Origin of the sequence: Sorangium sp. So ce406 (assembly GCF_051474675.1) — a bacterium.
Lineage (GTDB): Bacteria > Myxococcota_A > Polyangia > Polyangiales > Polyangiaceae > Sorangium > Sorangium cellulosum_G.
In genome coordinates, this window is sequence record NZ_CP150340.1 from 7,004,675 (window position 1) to 7,021,732 (window position 17,058).

General features: G+C 68.8%; 8 protein-coding genes and 1 pseudogene. 4 read left to right on the forward strand and 5 right to left on the reverse strand.

Going from position 1 to position 17,058, the window contains the following annotated elements:
• Nucleotides 1-417: 417 nt before the first annotated feature.
• A complete protein-coding gene (locus WME96_RS25835) occupies nucleotides 418-1,752 on the forward strand; it encodes a cellulose binding domain-containing protein (protein WP_437284259.1) in 1,335 nt (444 codons plus the stop codon).
• A gap of 404 nt (nucleotides 1,753-2,156) precedes the next feature.
• Here WME96_RS25835 and WME96_RS25840 read toward each other — a convergent pair whose 3' ends face one another.
• Nucleotides 2,157-2,639: a hypothetical protein gene (locus WME96_RS25840; RefSeq protein ID WP_437284260.1), complete on the reverse strand. Its 483-nt coding sequence runs from the start codon at nucleotides 2,637-2,639 to the stop codon at nucleotides 2,157-2,159.
• Between the two features lie 262 nt (nucleotides 2,640-2,901).
• Between WME96_RS25840 and WME96_RS25845 the strand changes: the two are divergent.
• A pseudogene (locus tag WME96_RS25845) lies at nucleotides 2,902-3,107 on the forward strand (transposase domain-containing protein); the annotation flags it as partial.
• 229 nt (nucleotides 3,108-3,336) lie between these two features.
• Here the strand turns inward: WME96_RS25845 and WME96_RS25850 are convergent.
• The 4 genes from WME96_RS25850 to WME96_RS25865 form a co-directional block, all read right to left on the reverse strand.
• Nucleotides 3,337-4,311, reverse strand: a complete 975-nt coding sequence (locus WME96_RS25850; RefSeq protein WP_437284261.1) for an SGNH/GDSL hydrolase family protein — start codon at nucleotides 4,309-4,311, stop codon at nucleotides 3,337-3,339.
• A 608-nt stretch (nucleotides 4,312-4,919) separates the two neighbouring features.
• On the reverse strand, nucleotides 4,920-6,224 hold the full coding sequence (locus WME96_RS25855; RefSeq protein ID WP_437284262.1) for a DUF1552 domain-containing protein: 1,305 nt from the start codon (nucleotides 6,222-6,224) through the stop codon (nucleotides 4,920-4,922).
• Nucleotides 6,225-6,233: 9 nt separating this feature from the next.
• Nucleotides 6,234-7,889 (reverse strand): DUF1592 domain-containing protein, encoded by a 1,656-nt coding sequence (locus WME96_RS25860; protein WP_437284263.1) that lies wholly within the window; start codon nucleotides 7,887-7,889, stop codon nucleotides 6,234-6,236.
• A gap of 417 nt (nucleotides 7,890-8,306) precedes the next feature.
• A complete protein-coding gene (locus WME96_RS25865) occupies nucleotides 8,307-9,500 on the reverse strand; it encodes an alpha/beta hydrolase (RefSeq protein ID WP_437284264.1) in 1,194 nt (397 codons plus the stop codon).
• Nucleotides 9,501-10,001: 501 nt separating this feature from the next.
• On the opposite strand from WME96_RS25865, the gene WME96_RS25870 reads away from it, so the two are divergent.
• Both WME96_RS25870 and WME96_RS25875 read left to right on the forward strand, forming a co-directional pair.
• The gene (locus WME96_RS25870) at nucleotides 10,002-10,814 is read left to right on the forward strand and encodes a CAP domain-containing protein (protein WP_437284265.1); all 813 of its coding nucleotides are present in this window, start codon (nucleotides 10,002-10,004) and stop codon (nucleotides 10,812-10,814) included.
• A 590-nt stretch (nucleotides 10,815-11,404) separates the two neighbouring features.
• Entirely contained in the window at nucleotides 11,405-16,969 is a 5,565-nt protein-coding gene (locus WME96_RS25875) for a DUF4215 domain-containing protein (protein ID WP_437284266.1), read from the forward strand.
• Nucleotides 16,970-17,058: the final 89 nt, after the last annotated feature.

The window sequence follows — 17,058 nt, forward strand, 5'->3', positions numbered from 1 at the left end:
CCCGGGCGCGATCGTAGTATGCCCGCAGCCGCGGTGGTCGGCGAGGGGATCGGGAGGCACGCGGCTCCTCGGGCGCGCCGAGGGCGCGCCGCCGCGGCACGTTCCGGGTCGCTCATGGCGAGATGAATCGATTGCATGGCGTTTATGATGCCAATGCATTGGAATCACGCCCTCCGGTGAGCCATGAAAGTGCAGCCTACGAGCCGCTCGCGGTCCAACCCTTTCGGCTTGCTGCGCTACACTTCCTCGCGCTGCGTTCCGGCTTGCTTTGCCTACGCGTCGGCGATCCGGCCTGGTTTGCCTACGCGACGAGACTCCAATGGCGCTGAGAGTCTGAAACGAACAACCCGGGTTCGGTCACCTGCTCACTGCGCGTGAGCTCACCAAAAGTGTGTGTCGACCGAAGTAGGAGCGACGATGCAACGAGTCACGGTTTCGATGATGTCGGCCTTTTCTTCTTCATTGTACCTCGCGGCACCGCTGGTTCTCCTCGCGTGCGGCGCGGACGCATCCGGCGAGGAGGGCGTCGTCTCGGAGGCGCATGCGCTCGCAGGCGGCGGGCATTGCGCCGCCGGTTTGCTGCAGAATCCGGAGACGCGGCAGTGCGCGCCGATCGCCGATCGCCGCGCTGAAGCGCAGCGTGCCGCCGCGCGCAGGCCGGAGCGGCTGCCGCCGAATCTCGAGGCGTTGCGCGGTACGGCGGGCGGCGCGGCGCGCTCGCACGTGAGCGTCCCCGACCACGTGCCGGGCGGGCTCGGCGCGGGCGTGACTTACAAGAGCGGCGCGCTGCCCGTGACCGAATCATCGACGCTCTACACACACATGATCGTGTATCCGGAGGGGCTCGGCTTCGACGTACCGGCGGACTTGTTCACGACGGCCACGAATCGCACGGAAAAAACCGTCGAGGTCGTCGGCTGGTACCGCGAGGCCAGCGTGCATCACATCGGCATTTTCGACTGGTCGTGCTCGGCGACCGATCCGTGCGCGGGCGGTCAGACCGTGCCCTCCTGGATCTGGACGCGACCATTCAGCGACAACACCTGCCAGCTCACGCAAATGGCGGACGGCGCCGGCGTGGACCACGAGACGTTGTACTACGCCAATGCCACCGTCTCCACCGCGAGCGGCTGGGAGAACCGCGTTTTGTTCTGGAATTATTGCACGAGTCAGTGGGATCTCGAGTACGTGCACGCGTTCACGGGTCCGCAACAAGACTGCAGTGTGACCGGTTGCGGCTGGTGGGGCCCGATCGTCGAAAACTTTTCTCCGCTCGAGGATCAGCCGTTCCCGCAGCTCGGCTTCATCGACACGAGCCTCGTTCACGACGGCGTGACGAGCCTTTTGCCGCCGAGCGAGACGGACTTCAACGGCCCGCCTTCGACCTGGAACCTGTGCTTCATCGATCCGAACACGTCCTGGTCGACGAGCCAGATCCCGTGCGGCGCGAGCACGACGCCGTGGACCGCGACGCTCACCGTGACCAGCAACTGGAACACGGGCTACTGCGCGAATGTCGCGGTTCACAACGGCGGCACGACTGCGATCTCCACGTGGTCCGTGTCGCTCGCGATGAATCAATCCACGCTGACGAGCAGCCACAGCGCGAACTTTCAGGCGGCTTCCGCCGGTCAGTATCAGATCACTCCGCTGAGCTGGAATGCGAACCTCGCGCCCGGAGCCACGACCTCGTTCGGCTTCTGCGCGAACAAGACCGGCACAAACTACACGGCGACCGCCACCACGCCCTGAGCGTCGTGAAGCATCTCCGCTCGGCGCAGCGGAATGCTCGATGATCACTCGTCCCGGCACGGACCGGCGCAGCCTCCGGCGGCGTGTTTGCCGGCCCGGAGCCGGGACGCGAGATCATCGACACTGGAAAAGCGCCGTTGTGCGCCGCGAGGCGCTCGCTGACGCCGCATAGCGTCTCGCGACGCGCCCCCGGGCCAGACCAACACCCGGACGGACACGTGTGCCCACGGCACCCCGGTGCGCCCCGCAGCGCGCTCGGCGCCGCCCGGACCGCGCTCTTTCGACCCAGGACCGAGCCATCACGACGCTCGCCACGCTGGCTCATCACGTCGGCGAAGCAGGCGGTCCAGGCGCCCATCACGGGCGACCTTGCATGGGTTCACAACGCGGGCGGACGCGATCGATCAACGATACGGTCCCTGGCGCGGCGCCTCACCATCGAGCACCGACACGTCCACATGCTCGTCGAGCCCCTCGAGCTCCTTCACGTGCCACTCGACCAGCATGCAGCCCGCGCAGATGTAGGCTTCGAGCTTGCCGACCCTCCGGCTGCTCCAGACGCTCGGCTTCGCGATGGCGAGCTCGCTCCGCCCGTCGGCGTCCGCGTCGAGGACCTTGGGCGCGTGGAGGATCTTCCTCGCGCCGCATGCGGGGCAGCGGAGCTCGTCGCGCATCGACGCGGATCGCCGCTCGAGCAGCGCCTGGACCTCGCGCTCGAGCCGCGCCACCCGCTCCTCCAGGGAGCGCTCCGCCGGCGCGCTCGCGGCGTGGGGATCGGTGACGGGATCCGCGACGGGCGCGCTCGCGGCGCGGGGGAGCCGGGCGCCGCAGTCCAGGCAGATGACATAGGCCTCCGGATTCGAGCGGCCGCACGTGAGACAGTTCATGCCGACAGGCTACGGGCGATTTCCCGCGGAGCGAACAACAGGAAGGCCCGATCCCACTCCACCAGGGTCTCGACGGCCGCGAGCCGGTCCTCGCGTGTCCCGTCACCGACCTGCCCGTACGGGTTCCAGCGCCAGCACCACGTCGAGCCGTCAGCGCGCACGTGTGGCCACCGCCCCCGGACATCGCCTTCACGTCACGCAGCACCGGGGTAGGCTCCGCGGCGACGGCGTCCGCGCCGTCGCCGTCCTGCCGGCGCGCTAGAATAGTGGTGCTCAGCGCCTGGCCGTGGGCTATACGTCTTCGGCTCGTGTCGGATGCACGGAGTCAACCCGCTCGCGTGAGCGACAGACGTCATCGGCAAGCTGCAGGCGGGCTGGCCGCGCGACCGGCTGGACGAGTTGCTGCCCGACACACGGGCGAGATCGTCGCGTCCTGCTCCGAGCGCCGGCGACGCCGACGCGACCTGAACAACGCGAGCTTCGGCCGGCGACGCGGGCGAGCGCCGCAAGGGGCCGTGCCCATGGCGATGGCCGGGCGCTTACGCCGCGTCGTGGTGCCATTCGTTTTCGATACCAGGCGAGGTGATTGCGCCGGGGCGAACCAATAGCCGGGGTTACGCCGCGAGCTCCTCAATTTCGGCTCGAACGGCGTGCGCCGCGAATCTGCTCGAGCGTTGGTGGCGTTCGCCTTTCGATTTCAGGGGAGGTACGGACTCAACGCCTCGAACCAAACCTCGGCCATGCGGTTATACCCTGCCTGGTTCGGGTGGAGATTGTCGCCGAGGAGGGTCTGCCTGTAGTTCGTGTCGCTGGTGAACGCTGTATACATGTCCACCAGCACGATGTGCTGCCCCTTGCTGACGCGCGTCGAAACCAGGTCGGGCATGGCCGCGTTGTAGGCCATGATGGCGTTGTTCGTGGCGTCCGTTCTCGTCGGCACGATCTGCGCGAGCACCACGAGGATGTTCGGATCACGCATGAAAATCGAGTCGAGCAGCTTGCCCAGGCGATTCGGTGCGTCCGCAAGGTTGATGTTACCGTTGATGTCGTTCGTTCCGATCATCAACGTAATGATGTTGGGCTGGTAATTCGGAATGCTGGTGCCCACGAGCTGCGCGATGCCGTTGTTGCCCTCGATCGTCCAGCCGCCGTGACCCTCGTGGTTCCTCGGGAAGGTCACTCCGTCCACCATGGGCACGCTGTAATCATTGGCGGAACCGACGAAGGTGATGTCGCGGTTCGCTTCGAGCGCGAGGTGGAACAGCGGGGCGCGGTAGCCGCCGGCGACGTTGAAACCCTGCGTGATTGAATCGCCGAAGGGCATGATCTTACACGGGCCGCTCGCCGGGCAGGGCTGGAATGCCGGGCCGCCGCCCGCGCCAGCGCTGCCCCCTGCGCCTCCGTCGCCCGCGGTACCTCCGCCACCGTCGGATACGCCGCCCATGCCACCCGAGCCCGCTCCGCCGGCGCCCCCGGTGCCGCCGCCGGCCGTGCCTCCTGCACCGGGGTTCTCCGCGCCCCCGCTGGTCGCGCTCGAGCCGGAGCTGGACGTGCTCGCGGTTCCGCCCGTCGTCGTGCCCGGCGAGTCGGCGCCCTCACTGCACGCTGCGACGAGCAGCACCACACACGCGAGGACGGCGGAAGAAGAGAATTTCAGTCGGTGTACGTGCATGTGCTACGCATAGCACGATCGCGTGCTCCAGCGCGATTGTGAGGCGCAGCTCATCGAAGTCGCCGTCGTCGTTGAACGATTTCATCGCGAGTGGAAGTGCGTCTGGACGGCGGCGCTCTTCGCGGCCACGCGGCGCCCGAGCGCGAACGGCGGTTACACCGTAACCCCCCGACCATCGCCATGGGCACGGCCCCTTGCGGCGCTCGCCGGGGTCCACGATGTTGGGCGCGGGGCGGCGTCGGCCCACGACTCGGCCGCCTTCTCGAACCTGGCGCGGATGTGCATCCCGCAGCCAAGTCGACGCTCCTCGGGCACGATCATCTCGCCGCCTTCGCCTCCGCGGAGCATCGCGCCATAGCCCGCGTACCTCTCGGCCACGGGAGCGAGCACATCGAGCGCGAAGGCGGACCAGTCTCCCCGTGTCGACGCGCCGGTTGACCTGGAGATCCTCCCGCGCCTCGACGCGTGCCGCACCACGAGCGGCAGGAGCTCCACCCGCCGTCGCCGCAGGCATGACAGGCGGAGCGCGCGAGCTGCGCGGTGAGCCGGAGCGCCCCCCGGGTGTCGTAGCACGGCACTGCCGTTGCCGCGCCGCGATTGGCCCCCAGCTATGTGATGAGCGGACCTCGACACCAGGCAGCGCGGCCGACAGACGTCACGTCCATGCCGATCGCCCGGGCAATGCTGGCATAAACGTCGTTGTGATTGCGCCCGCCGGCGTCGAGCAGGCGCCCGGTCTTCCAGGCACCTCCGCAGCTGCCGGCAACGACGAAAGGTGCGTGTTGGGGCGGGTGGTCGGTCTCGGCGAAGTTCTGGGCTGAGCCCAGCTGGCTGCTGCCGTTCTGGGTGCAAAGAACCGCTGCGGTGTTGTCGAGCAGCGAGAACTCGCCGTCGGAGAGGCTCTTCAGCTTCTCGACGAAATAGCGGAACTCTCCCGCGAAATAGGCCTGGAGCCGGGTGATCTGTCGTCCCGGAGCGCCGTCCGGATCGCCGTGTGAGACGGAGTGCCAGGCTGAGATATCGATGTCGCCGAACTTGATGGCTTCGTTGTTCTCGCCGCCGCCCCACATCATGGATGCCACGCGAGTGATGTTGCAGGCGAAGGCCATCGCCATGATGTCGAGATACAGCCGGCTGTGCTCCGGCATGTCGTTCATCATGGTGTTCTTGCTGAGCAGCGGCGACGCGATCTCCTTGCACGAGCTCTCTCTCGGGATGCTGCCGCCGACATCGCGTTCGAGCGTGCGCAGCGACTCGAGGTAGAAGTCCATCTTGACGGCTTCCTCCGGCCCGAGCCGCCCGCGAAAGGACCGGACGTCGTCCTTGATGAAGTCGAGCACGCTCTGACGGCGGAGCAGCGCCTGCTCGGCGGAGCTCGGCGTGTTCATGGACGTGCCGCCCCCGCTGATGCGGTCCGCGATGCGCTGATACGCAGCCAGCGGGTTTGTCACGCTGGGGATGAACCTGCCATCGACCTGAGACAGCCCGGGGATGACGCCGCCGTCGCCGGATGTCTGCCCGACCGCGATCTCCAGCGATGCCAGCGGCGCCGTGCCCTTGAGGAACCTGGCGAACTCCTGATCGATGCTGGTCGGCGCGCCGAGGCCGAACACCGAAAACGACGCCGAGCGGTGCGCGTTACCTGGGTCGCGTGCGAGCGTCAGGTTCTTGAACACCAGGATGTCGTCGCGCACCGCCTCGAGTGGCGCCATGTGCGGCTTGAGCACGAAGTTCCTCTCGCCTCCGGTCGGCTCCGATTGATACTGAGAGCCATTCGCGTAGCCGAACATGGCGACACGCGTGATTCGCGGAACGGTTTGGGCGTAGAGGTTGTCGATGAGCCCAGAACAGAAGATCGTTCCGTAGCCGAGGCCACGAAGCATCGCACGCCGGGAAAATTTCACGTTGCGCATGGCTAACTCCTAGTTTCTCCGGTCGATGAAGCTCGGTGACTCGATCACGCTCAGCACCAGCTGATCGACCGCGTGCTGTGAGCGCGCAAATTCGTCCACGAGGCGCTCCTTCTCGCAGGCGTCGAGCTCCGTCAAGTCGTACCCTGAAGCGTAGGCGGCGAACTGCTGGACGAAGCAGCCGTAGACATCCGGCTTTTGCGCCAGCTCGTCCACCAGCTCCACGAAGTTGGAAAACACGATTCCGGGGAGCGCGTTCTCCTCGCTCGGCAGCGGCAGACTGCCGCTCGCATCGATCACCTGCCCCTGATCCATCGTTCTGTAGCGACCGATAGCATCGTAGCTCTCGAGCGCAAACCCGATGCCATCGAACAGTTTGTGACAGACGGCGCAGCCCGGGCTCGCATGAATGCCGAGTCTCTGCCGACCCGTGGCACCCGGCTCGGCAAATTGGCCAGCGTTCGGGACACCGGCGGGCGGCAGCGGCACGCGGTGGCACAGGACCTCTGCGCGGACGTAGGCGCCGCGCCCGACGAGGCTCGTATCTTGGCTGTGCGCGTGGCCCCAGAGAAACGGTACCGAGGTGAAAATGCCTCGGCGCTCCGTCGGATTGAGCTCGCGACGCACCATGGCGTTGCCGGTCACCCCGCTCAAACCGTAGAGCGGGGCGGTGCGCTCGTTCACGAACGCGTACGTGCCCGAGAACAGCGAGTCGAAGCGACGATCCGCTCCCGCGTCGAACAGCACGCTGTTCGTGAACAGGCGCAACTCTTCTTGCAAATCGGCGGCGAGCTCGGGCGTTGCCATCGGGAAGAGGCTGGCGTCTTTCACCGACTTCGAGAGATTCTCGAGCTCCAGCCACTGCTCGAAGAAGTGGTTCATGGCCGGCGCCGCCTTGTCGCGCGCCTCGAACAGGCGCTGGGCCTGGGCCAAGATCACCGTACGGTCGCGCAGCTTGCCTTGATCTGCGAGCGCGGTGAGCTCAGCGTCCGGCGCGCTGTCCCAGAGCATGTACGAGAGCGCCGAAGCGATCTCGTGATCCGTCAGCGGAGTCACCGCTCCGGTATCCTTCACCGTGCCGAGCTCGGTGCGGTGCAGGCTGCTCGGCGACATGAGCAGCGCCTGCACGACGCTCTTGACGCCGCCGGCAGGACCTTCGCCCTGCGCGGCGGTCTTGGCGAAGAGCGCGCTGAAGGAGGTGATTTCAGCCGCCGAGAGCGGGCGGCGCCAGAGCTTTCGCCCCGTTTGGGCGACGAAGCCGTCCAGGCAACTGCCAGGCGCCAAGCTGGCGACGTCGCAAGCGATCCCGAACTTGTCGGGGTTCTGCAGCGCGTGCGCCCCGAGCTCTTCGCCGAGCGCGAAATATACCTCCGCGAGGAGCGGCGCGACGCGCAGGTTCGAGGCCTGGTTGGCGAAGCCGTCGAGCCTGGCCTCGTTCGGCAAGCTCGACAGCGCTGCCGGCTGGATGTCGAACTCGTCGCGCAAGGTGTTGGCAAGCTGGGTGTTGGTCAAGCGCCAGATGCGCGGTTTGGCCAGCGCAGGGGTGGCGCCACACTCGGCCGCCGGCGCCGCCTCGCCCTCGGGTCCCCCGCCATCGGGTCCCAGGACGCCCGTGCACCCGGTGGCCACGGCGACCGCGAGCGGCGCAAGGCGAAACGAGCGGCTCATGAGTGAACGCAGTAAACCGGTTCGTTTTACGATAGGCATGGAACGCTCTTGCTGGGGTGAAATTTTGGACGAAGCTGGGTGAGGCTGGAAATTTCGACGCGATCCAAACGTCGAGCTTCGCGTGGTGGCGTCTCCGTTTGTTGCCGCGAGTGACGGCATCCGTGTCGAAATCGGTAGCGCTCCAGGGGTTCGGCGCGGGTAGCCGGACCGCCGTGCGAGCGCGTCTTGCCCCGAGGTGGACGCGAGCGTCCGAGGTCAATCACGATCTGCTCGAGATCTGTCGAGAGGCCGTGAAGACCGCTTGTTGAAGTGTTCTGCGCCGGGGGTGGATGCGGCGGGCTCGACCGGTCAGCTCACCGGATGCTTTTCCTTCCCCCCGCAGCCTGCTGGGCCCAGCATGGGCTGGACCACCATGCGTCAATCGACCGGATAGCCCCGCCACATCCAGCGCAGCGTGTCGGGGAGTGTCTGTCTGATCACCTTCCCGTCGCAGTGGCTGGCGCCCTTCGAGTAGACGAAGCGGTAATGATACCCCTTCTCCTTGAGGATCGCCGCCACGCGCTGGTTCGCCATCACCCAGTTGTGGTGGCTGGCTTCATCTCTGGTACTGCCGAGGTCGTTGTCGCCGACCTGCAGGAAGACGCGCAGCGGCTTGCGCGGGCTGTCCCGGATGAGCCCCTCCGTGTACTCCCAGGCGCCGTCGGGATACTCGGCCTCGGTGGGCGCGCGGGGGTTCTGCTGGTCGACGAACGTGCCGGAGTAGGTGACGATCTTGCGGTAGGTGTCGTGGCCGAACCAGCCCATGGTCAGCGCCGCCGCCCCGCCCGAGCTGCATCCGTACGTGGCGCGGCCGTCCGGATCGCTGGTGAACTTCAGGTTGGGGTACGCGGCGTGGACGGCCTGGTCGTTCTTGACCGCCTCGAGGAGCTCCGTATCGACGAACCTCTGATAGGCGTCCGACATGGTGTCGTATTCGAGCCCCCGCTCGCTGCCGTACGAGTCGCCCCCTCCGCTCGCGGCGAAGATGGCGATGACGCTCGGGAAGCGGTTGTTCGGGTCCGCGACGAAGTTGTTGATCGTGTTGATGATCTCGTTCCTGTCGCGCGCGTCCTGGACGACCATGAACGGCGCCTCCTCGCCGTCGACGTACGTCGCGGGGATCGCGACCTCCACGCGGCGGTTGAAATCTCCTTTGGCGTTGTCGTTCAAGGTTGGATCGTGGCCGGTGAAGATTTCGCTCTCCCGGGACGACAGGGAAAACGTGAACGTCCGCCCCTGGGGAACGCCGTCGATCCTCTTGATCTCCGGGGCGTCCTGGTAGTCAGGCCCGATCTCGAAATCGCCGTCGCCTTCGGTGCCGACCGGATCGATCGTCCCGCCCTGTCCTCCCCCGCCGCTCGGGCCCGGGTCGTCCGTGCCGCCCGTGCCCGAGGTGCTGCCGCTGCTGGTCGAAGAGCCGCTGCTGCTCGAAGAGCTGCTGCTGCTCGAAGAGCTGCTGTTTCCTTTTCCTCCGCTGCCGCCCGAGCCGTCGGCGGCGTCGTTGTCGGACCCGCAAGCAGCGATTGAAAGCGCGACAAGGAGCGAGATACTGCATGTGATCGAGCGGGTCATGGAACCTCTTGGGATTCAGTAGCGGATCGCCCTCGGACCGGCTCACCACGAGAGCGAATCGTGCCGGAGCGAAGTTTTTCTGTCGCAGCGTGAGCCTGCTGCTCGCCGCGACGCGGCATGCCTCCCAGCCGCGACGCGGCATGCCTGCCAGCAGGCGGTATCCTTCTGCGGCGATCTCCGCGGCTGCGGCCCGACGGGGTGGCGGCCGCCACCCTTGTTACCGAGCCAGCGGGCGCGGGGCCTGCTCGGGGAGCAAGCGGAGCCGGAACTGCCGCTCGAGATAAAGGACCGACGGTCCGCTCACGAACTCTCGCGCGCTGCTGGCGGGGGGCGGGAGCTGCTAAAGAAATCCACGCGGCGTCCGTCGACATCAAGAGCTGTCCGTAACGAAGCGAGCGGTTGGAAGCGAACCTCGTCCCAACGCAGCGGAATTTTCGAACGCCTCACGTCATCCTTCTTTTTACTTGATCGGTCAGTCGCAGCAGCTCCACAGTTGCAGGTATGCGTATCGCTTCCTTCAGCGTGCTCGCGTTCGCATTCGCCTGCTCCAGCTCGCCAGACGAGCCCGGCGGCTCGGGAGGCGCAGGGGGCGCCGAAGCGGGCGCCCCGGGCACGAGCGGCACTGGCGGCGTCACCCAACCAAACGGAGGCGCGACGAGCCCCGGCGGTAATGCGACGAATGGCGGCGCAACGACAGGAGGAGCCGCGACGGGCGGAGCGTCGACGGGCGGCGAGCCAGCCGGCGGCTCCTCGGAAAGCGCGGGCACAGCGAGCGGCGGAGCGTCGGCAGGAGCTGGCGGAGCGAATGGCGGAGCTGGCGGGGCCGGCGGAGCGAGCGGCGGGACCGGCGGCGGCGGTGCCTGCGTCAAGAACCTCGCCTGCAAGCTGGACCCACCGCCGAGCACCGGCGACCTCGCGCAAGACTGCGTCGATCGCATCAACCAGTTCCTCACGCAGTGCGCTTGCCTGCCGGCGCTCAAGCGCCGCGAAGACGGCGAAGCCTGCGCCAACGAGATGGCGAAATACGACGCCGAACACAACATGGCTCACGCCGGCATCCAAGCAAAAATCTGTGAGCCCGGCGGCTCGCAAAACTCCTGCCCTGGCTACTCCTCCAACAAGCAAGTCATCGGCCTGTGCATGCAACAGATGTGGGACGAAGGCCCGCCACCCACCGCAGACTGCACCGGCGACTGCTACGAAAGGTACGGCCACTTCATCAACATGACCGACGACTCCGTAACCCAGGTCGCCTGCGGCTTCTACACGACGAGCAGCGGCAAAGTCTGGGCCGTCCAAAACTTCACGCGCTGAGAGCAGGAGCACGACGAGGGCAACGTCGCGTGGGAGCAGCGGCGGTGGCTCCAGGGCGGGCGGCGACAAGGGCAAGCGCCGAGGTACGCCGACGCCCGGGTGACCCGGGACTGCTGACGCGTGCGCCGGGCGCTCCCGCGCGCCGGGGCGCAGCCGGCGCATCGCGCGGCCGCCCGTGAGCCGCGCGCTCGGCCCGCTCGGCGCCGCGGCCCCTCGGCGGACGCGCCTCCGCGTGCCCTTTGTCGGCCGCGAAATAATTTGAACACAAACTATTTCTCGACGTCCGGCGGACGCCTGGCTGTCAAGCCCGAACCGGGTTGTGACCTCGGATCCCCCTCAGGTGACCTCCCAAGAGGAGAGGAAGCTGCCGAGTCCGGCCTCGCCGCGTCGCGCAACGCGCGTCATTCGTCCGCGGTGCGCGGTGGAATCCACCGTGGAGAGACGCCGTGGAGAGACGTCGTGGGGATGCGCCGAGTGGCGCAGGATGGAGTGATTTTCGGCTAGAGGTGCGAGGCGCGCCCGAGCTACCCTGGCCGAGGGTCGTCGACTTCCTGCCCGAGCGCATTCGCTCGTGTTCGTCGAGGTGTGTCGTGAGTTTGAGAACGTCTTATCTGGCTTTGGCGGTGGGCTTACTTCAAGTAACTGCCGCCTGCGGAGGGGATGCGCCCTCCACAGGCGGCGTGGGCGGCGCGGGGAGCGGCGCGGTCTCCAGCGGCACCGGCGACACCGGCACCGGCGGGGACGACTTCGGTGTCGGCGTCGGCTCCGGCAGCGGCACCGGGGGCGACAGGCCCGACCCCTGCGAGGGCGAGAACCCGCCCGACGAGTGCAACTTGCCGCAGGAGCCAGCCTGCGGCGACGGCGAGATCAACCAGGCCAGCGAGGCATGCGACGACGGCAACAGCCTGCCCGGCGACTGCTGTTCCGGTCTGTGCGAGATCGAGCCCTACTGCGAGTGTCCGACGCCCGGCGCGCCGTGCGTGCTGACGATCGCGTGCGGCGACGGCGCCGTCGATCCGGGCGAGTTCTGCGACGACGGCAACACCGTCGACGGCGACGGGTGCAGCGCCGACTGCTACTTCGTCGACCCCTCGTACGTCTGTCCGAAGCCGGGCGAGCTGTGCACGCTGCTCTACGACTGCGGCGATGGCCGCGTGAACGGCTCGGAGCAGTGCGACGACCGCAACAAGACCTCCGGCGACGGGTGCAGCGCGACGTGCACGCGCGAGCCGGGCTTCGTGTGCTCGCGGCCCGGGCAGCCCTGCGAGCGCCAGCCGGTCTGCGGCAACGGCGTGAAGGAGAGCGGCGAGCAGTGCGATGACGGCAACACCGCGGGCGGCGACGGCTGCTCGAGCCTCTGCCGGCAGGAGTCGTTCTACACGTGCCCCACCCCGGGCGAGCCCTGCGAGCTGCAGATCCGGTGCGGCGACGGCGCGGTCGACCCCGGCGAGCTCTGCGACGACGGCAACACGACGGACGGCGACGGCTGTAGCGCCGATTGCCGGGTGCTGGATCCGCTCTTCGTGTGCCCCGACCCGGGTGAGCCCTGCATCCGCCTCTACCGCTGCGGCGATGGCCGCGTGAACAACGGCGAGCAGTGCGAGGACGGCGACGACCCGCCCGCGTCCGGCGACGGCTGCAGCGCGACGTGCATGCGCGAGACGGGCTACGTGTGCCCGAGGCCGGGGCAGCCGTGCGAGCTCCTGCCGGTCTGCGGCAACGGGCTCCTCGAGAGCGGCGAGCAGTGCGACGACGGCAATGTCGCGAGCGGCGACGGCTGCTCGAGCCTGTGCCGGCAGGAGTCGTTCTACACCTGCCCGAGGCCGGGACAGCCCTGCGAGCGGACGATCCGGTGCGGCGACGGCGTCGTGAACCCGGGCGAGATCTGCGACGACGGCAACACCGCGAGCGGCGACGGCTGCAGCGCCGATTGCGGCGCGATCGAGGCGCCCTACGTGTGCGCCCGGCCTGGCCAGCCCTGCACCCTCCCCTTCCGGTGCGGCGATGGCCGCGTGAACAACGGCGAGGAGTGCGAGGACGGCGACGACCCGCCCGCGTCCGGCGACGGCTGCAGCGCGACGTGCACGCGCGAGGAAGGGTATCAGTGCAGCCGGCCGGGCCATCCGTGCACCCGGCTCCCGGTCTGCGGCAACGGCGCCAGGGAGACGGGCGAGCAGTGCGACGACGGCAACACCGCCGGCGGCGACGGCTGCTCGAGCCTGTGCCGGCAAGAGGCGTTCTACACCTGCACGACCCCCGGGCAGCCCTGCCTGCTGACGCTCCGGTGCGGCGACGGCGTCGTGAACCCGGGCGAGATCTGCGACGACGGCAACACCGCGAACGGCGACGGCTGCAGCGCGGACTGCAAGGCGATCGAGGCGTCCTATGCGTGCCCCCGGCCGGGTGAGGCCTGCGTCCTCCTCCACCGGTGCGGCGACGGCCGCGTGAACGGCGCCGAGCAGTGCGACGACGGCGACGATCCGCCGGCGTCCGGCGACGGCTGCTCGGCGGATTGCCGGCTCGAGGACGGCTGGATCTGCCGGCCTGGCCAGCCCTGCACGCGGCGGACGTTCTGCGGCGACGGCGTGGTCCAGGCGGGCGAGCAGTGTGACGACGGCGGCAACACGAGCCCCGTCGGCGGCGACGGCTGCACCGCGCAGTGCAAGCTCGAGCTCGGCTGGACGTGCCCGCCGACCGGCGGCCGCTGCACCCCGCCCGCGCCGCCCGTGTGCGGCGACGGCGTGATCGGCGGCACCGAGTCGTGCGACGACGGCCAGGAGCCCCCGGCCGACGGCGACGGCTGCAGCGCCGACTGCCAGCTCATCGAGGATGGGTGGGATTGCTCGCGCGTCGGCTTCCCCTGCAAGACCATCTGCGGCGACGGCATCCGGATGGGCGCCGAGCAGTGCGACGACGGCGATCTCTTCCCCGGCGACGGCTGCGACGAGACCTGCAAGATCGAGCCGGGCCGGGTGTGCGACGACGGCGAGCCCCAGAATTGCCTGGGCTTCTCGGACTGCGGCGACGGTATCCCCGAGGGCACCGAGGTCTGCGACGACGGCAACAACACCTGGCGAGACGGCTGCACGCCGGACTGCAAGCGCGAGCCGACCTGCCCGGCCGGCGCGTGCATCTCGGAGTGCGGCGACGGCATCCTCCTGCCGGGCGACCCGACCGAGCAGTGCGACGACGGCAACAACGACAGCGGCGACGGCTGCTCCGCCGAGTGCGAGATCGAGGCCGGCTACACCTGCACGGTGGAGACCACCGAGATGCGGCTGCCGATGGTCCTTCGCGACTTCATCGGCTACTGCCCGACGAGCAACACCTTCAGCGCCACGGCCAACGCCGCCTGCGACGCCAACCAGAGCGACGCGCTCCGCGGGCACCTCGACTTCGAGATCAGCCCCGACGGCGCGCAGATCGACGGCACCGTCCGGACGACGCTCGACGAGGACGGCAAGCCGTTCAACGTCCGCGGGGCCGGCCCGCTCGTGCCGGGAAGCGGGAACGGCTGGACCACGGGGCAGACCAACTTCCACTGGTGGTACCGGGACAACCCCAACTTCAACAGGACGTTCATCACCACGATCGACCTGCTCGAGAGGGGCCCCGGCACCTTCGTGTACGAGCGGGAGCCGTTCTGGCCGCTGGACATCAACCCGCCCGGCGGTGATCCCGTGCTCGAGAGCCTGGTCGCCAGCGGCCTGGAGGTCGCGCAGAACGGCGACGCAGGCCAGCGGCACAACTTCTACTTCACGAGCGAGGTCCGCTACTGGTTCCAGTTCAACTCGGACCCGACGGCGCCCGACCCTGTGCTCACGTTCTTCGGTGACGACGACGTCTGGGTGTTCATCAAGAACACGCTGACCGCGGACATCGGCGGCATCCACCAGCGCAACCAGGAGAGCGTGACCATCCTCGACAACGGCGACGCGCGGGTGACCCCCTGCGACGAGGACAACTGCGTGGACCGCGCGCCCTACGTCGTCGACCTGAACCTCGAGGACGGCAAGGTCTACGAGATCGCGGTGTTCCAGGCCGAGCGCCACGTCACCGGGTCGAACTACCAGCTCACGCTGGCGGGCTTCAGCGCCGGCAGGTCGGTCTGCGAGCCCCAGTGCGGGGTCGACCCGCCGGTCGTGACGCCCGGGGAGGAGTGCGACGACGGCCGCGCGAACGGGACCGGATACGGCAAGTGCAACAACTGCCAGCTCGGGCCGTACTGCGGCGACGGCATCCGGAACGGCCCCGAGGCGTGCGACAACGGCGTCAACAACAGCACGTACGCCAACGCGTCCGGCGCCTGCGCGCCGGGGTGCGTGGCCCCGCCCCGCTGCGGCGACGGCGCGGTCAACGCCCCGTACGAGGCGTGCGACCTCGGCGCCGGCAACACGGCCAGCGGCTACGGCGGCTGCACGACGTCGTGCGAGATCGGGCCGTCGTGCGGTGACGGCACGGTGAACGGCTCGGAGCAGTGCGACGACGGCATCAACGACGGCGCGTACGACACCTGCAACCCGAACTGCACGCGCGCCCCGCGGTGCGGCGACGGCCGGGTCGACGAGGCGTGGGGCGAGGAGTGCGACAGCGCGACCGACCCGAACTGCGTCAACTGCCGGATCCCCGAGCAGTGCGGCAACGGCATCGTGCAGGCGGAGTTCGACGAGGAGTGCGACGACGGCGTCAACGACGGCGGGTACGGCCAGTGCGGCCCCTCGTGCGTCAACGGGCCTCGTTGCGGCGACGGCATCGTCCAGCCCGAGGAGGAGAGCTGCGATCTCGGCGATGGGCGCAACACCGGCGCTTACGGCGGGTGCACGCGCTCCTGCGGCTACGGTCCGTACTGCGGCGATGGCATCAGGAACGGCACCGAGGGGTGCGACGACGGCGTGAACGACGGCGCCTACGGCACCTGCAACCCGAGCTGCACGCCGGCGCCGCGGTGCGGTGACAACCGCGTCGACGTGGACTGGGGCGAGGCGTGCGACAGCGCGGCCGACCCGAACTGCATCAACTGCCAGCTCGCCCCGCAATGCGGCAACGGCGTCGTGCAGCCGGGTGAAGGCGAGGAGTGCGATGACGGCGTGAACGACGGCGGCTACGGCCAGTGCGGCCCGTCGTGCGTGTACGGGCCCCGCTGCGGCGACGGCATCGTGCAGCCCGGCGAGGAGCAATGCGATCTCGGCGAGGGCCGCAACACCGGCGCCTACGGCGGTTGCACGCCCACCTGCAGGTACGCGCCGTACTGCGGCGATGGCGTCAAGAACGGCTCCGAGGCGTGCGACGACGGCGTGAACGACGGCACGTACGGCACCTGCGCCCCGGGCTGCACGCCGGCGCCGCGGTGCGGCGACAACCGCGTCGACGCGGACTGGGGCGAGGAGTGCGACAACGCGGCCGACCCGACCTGCGCGAGCTGCCGGTTCGCCTCGCACTGCGGCGACGGGGTGATCCAGTCGCAGTTCGGTGAGGAGTGCGATGACGGCATCAACGACGGCGGGTACGGCCAGTGCGGCCCGAGCTGCCTGCTCGGCCCGCGCTGCGGCGACGCCATCGTGCAGCCCGAGGACGAGGACTGCGACCTCGGCGAGATGAACAGCGGCGTCTACGGCGGTTGCACCGTGGAATGCAAGTACGGTCCGTACTGCGGCGACGGCGTGATCAGCGGCGCCGAGACGTGCGACGACGGCGTGAACGACGGCTTCTACGGGAGCTGCCTGCCCAACTGCACCCCGGCGGCGCGCTGCGGTGACAACCGCGTCGACGACACGTGGGGCGAGCAGTGCGATCCGCCGAACGCGGCGACGGGCTGCAGCAACAACTGCCGCCTCGGCGCGCAGTGCGGCGATGGCGTCGTCCAGGCCGGCGAGCAGTGCGACGACGGCGTGAACGACGGCGGCTACGGCGAGTGCGGCCCGCGCTGCCAGCTCGGCCCGCGCTGCGGCGACGGCATCCGCAACGGCACCGAGCAGTGCGACGACGGCGACGGCAACAACACCGGCGGCTACGGCAAGTGCGCGCCGGGGTGCGTCTACGGCCCGTACTGCGGTGACGGCAGGCTGCAGAGCCTCTACGAGGAGTGCGACGACGGCAACCGCAAGGGCGGCGACGGCTGCAGCCTGACCTGCCAGTTCGACAGCATCCCCAACTGACCTGTCGGCAGCGGGCGCGCGGGGAGCAAGCCTCGACCGAGGCCTGCCCCCGCGACATCGCCTCCCCGCCTCTGCCTCCCCCCTCCGAC